The sequence below is a fragment of the Mycobacterium sp. TH-M106 genome (assembly GCF_057473765.1).
Genome location: NZ_JBYCLE010000487.1, coordinates 1 through 2501, shown reverse-complemented (window position 1 = coordinate 2501; position 2501 = coordinate 1). Strand labels below are relative to the sequence as shown.

Here is a 2501-nt window from a genome sequence, read left to right as displayed (position 1 = left end):
TTCGTCGCGTTAAGCGAGACCCTCGGGCTTCCGCTCGTCACCGCTGATGGTCGGGTCGCTCGCTCGCACGGTCATCACGCACAAGTCGAGTCTTACGTCCGGTGAGTGCCCGGTCGCAGCGCCCAGCGCCAGGCTTATGGGGTAGTTTCCCGATTTGTCGCGGCCGCCAGACACCGAACACCGAAAGCATGCGATCCCACCGGCCGGCTCTTCGTGCTGTCGCACGCCTGGGCCGCTGACAGCGCCACACCGGTCATCATTGGTGTGCACGGACAGCCTGCGCTTGGGTTCCGGATCGCCGATCCAGTGGAATAGCGCTCGCTCAGTCGAGACCAGACCACCCGCGCCGCCGGGTCACTCAGCAACCGTGCGGTCACCCGACCCTTGCCCGCAGCAGCTCGAGCACCACCCGGCTCAGCTGTATCGGGTCGATCGGATGCGGGACGGCGGCCTCCGCGCGCGACCAGCGCGCCAGCCATTCGTCGTCGCGGCGGCCGGTGAGCACCACGATCGGCGGGCACGTCGCGATCTCGTCTTTGAGCTGTTTGGCGATGCCCATCCCGCCGGCCGGTGTCGCCTCCCCGTCGAGGACGGCCAGATCGATGCCGCCGGCGTCCAATTGCTGGATCACGACCGGCTCGGTCGCGGCTTCGACGTAGCTCAACTCGGGCAGGTCCGGGTGCAGCTGCTTGCCCAGCGCGAGCATGACCTGCTCGCGGACGGAAGCGTCGTCGCTGTAGACAAGGATTCGCAGCGGGGCGGTGACCGTGGTTGTGGCGTTGGCAGACACGGTGGCGATGTTACTGCGGCGCCTGCGCGAAGCCCGGTTGCGGTCGACTATTGGCTGTCGTATCCGGGGTGTGCGATCGCTAACCGGTGCCGTACCAGGGTGCGCAGACACGCGGTCACCTCCTCGGCGCGGTTGTCCAGTTCACCGGCCCGGATCGCGGCCGCCAGGCCGCCCTCGTCGGAGAAACCCAGGTCAGCCAGCGCCGTGCGGATCTGGTCAGCACCGGTGTCGAGCAGTTCGCGTTCGACGATGCGCAACGCGTTGGCGGCGACCCGAGCGTGGAAGTTGACGTTTCCGGTGGTGACGTCGCGGACCTCGGTCTCGAGGAACTCGGCGGCCGCGGCTACCAGCTCGGCGGCGGTCGGCCGGCCGTGCAGTCCGGTCACCGGTGCGCCCCCTCGGGATCCAGCAGATCCAGCAGATCCCATTCCGTTTCGGCGACCCGGCGGCCGATCGCCGCCAACTCCACCGACCGGCTCTGGCCGCTGAGGTGACGCTGCGCCTGGTAGCGGCAGATGACGCCCCAGCGCAGCGTGGCCAACACCAGCCACCAGGCAAAACTCTCCCGGTCGACGGCAGCCCCACCGGCCTGCTCGTAGGCAAAGAGAAAGTTCTCGATGCTGCCCAGCCCGCCGGCGCCTCGATCGGCGGGCGCGCCGAACCGCCAGGCCCGGATGCAGAACCAGGCCAGGTCTTCGGCCACCTCGCCGATGTGCACCAGCTCCCAGTCCAGCACTGCTGCCAGATCGGATCCGTCGACGACGAGGTTGCCCATCCGAAAGTCGCCGTGTACCAGACGAAGTTCCGACGGCGGCGGTCGGTGGGCGGCCAGCCAGCGAAACGCCCACTCGAAGGTGGCGGTGGTGTCGCCGATGGCGTCCAGTCGGGCGCGCCACTGGGTTAGTTGGTCCTCGGCCGCCAGACCGGCGGTGGTCGGGTCGGCGCGGTGGATCGCGGCCAGAGCTTGTGCGCACTGGCGCAGCAACCGGTCCCGGCCGGCGCTGTCGAGGTGGCGGAAGATGCGTCGGACAATGGTTTCGCCGCTGACCTTGTCGCAGACCAGAAACGGATTACCCAGTGCGGCCACGGAATTGTCCGCACGCAGGATGTTGGGGACCGGGGCGCCGGCCGCGCCGGCGGCGGCTTGGGCGCGGGCCTCCAACTCCATGCTGGCGTGGACTTCGTCGAGCGGTCCGGTGCGCAGAATCAATGCCCGACGCCCGCTGGCTTGCCCCGTCCTGAAGACCGCGTCGAACGCCCAGGTGGAGCGGCTGGCGCCGCCGCTGAGCGGGCGCAGTCCCTCGATCGTGACGGGCCCCAGTATCGGCGCCAGCACGCTGGCCAGCCGGGTGGCCAGTTCGTCGATCGTCATCGCCGCCGGTCGAAACCGAAGAGCCGTTGGGCAACCCGGCGGATCTGAATCTCCTCGGCGCCTTCGGTGATCCGGTAGCGGCGATGGTGGCGATAGATGTGTTCGAACGGCTCGTGCCGGCTGTAGCCGAGCCCGCCGAAGACCTGCATCGCGCGGTCGGCGGCATCGCAGACCAGACGGTTGGCACGATAGTTGGCCATCGACACCTTGTCGGAGACCTCAAGGTGGTGATCGCGGTCCAGGTGCCACGCGGCGTAATACACCAGCAGCCGCACCATCTGGGCCTCGGTGTGCAACTCGGCCAGCGGCCACTGCACCGCCTGGTTGACCGCCAGCGGC

The 2501-nt window shown here is 68.8% G+C and carries 4 protein-coding genes; all 4 read right to left on the bottom strand.

Annotation, left to right across the window (positions count from 1 at the left end):
- Positions 1 to 373: 373 nt before the first annotated feature.
- Positions 374 to 754, bottom strand: coding sequence for an Rv3143 family two-component system response regulator (locus tag AC2VOP_RS17220; protein ID WP_486962091.1), 381 nt, complete (start codon positions 752 to 754; stop codon positions 374 to 376).
- Positions 755 to 837: 83 nt separating this feature from the next.
- Positions 838 to 1176: a DUF6285 domain-containing protein gene (locus AC2VOP_RS17215; RefSeq protein ID WP_486962090.1), complete on the bottom strand. Its 339-nt coding sequence runs from the start codon at positions 1174 to 1176 to the stop codon at positions 838 to 840.
- A complete protein-coding gene (locus AC2VOP_RS17210; RefSeq protein WP_486962089.1) occupies positions 1173 to 2162 on the bottom strand; it encodes a phosphotransferase family protein in 990 nt (329 codons plus the stop codon). Before AC2VOP_RS17210 ends, AC2VOP_RS17215 begins: the two co-directional genes overlap by 4 nt.
- Positions 2159 to 2501 (bottom strand): acyl-CoA dehydrogenase family protein (locus AC2VOP_RS17205; protein ID WP_486951920.1); only part of this gene is annotated, 343 nt, incomplete at its 5' end. The genes AC2VOP_RS17205 and AC2VOP_RS17210, both read right to left, overlap by 4 nt.

Excerpts from the sequence above, each read along its gene's own strand:
- AC2VOP_RS17210 (WP_486962089.1), bottom strand. The coding sequence starts at position 2,162 with ATGACGATCGACGAACTGGCCACCCGGCTGGCCAGCGTGCTGGCGCCG.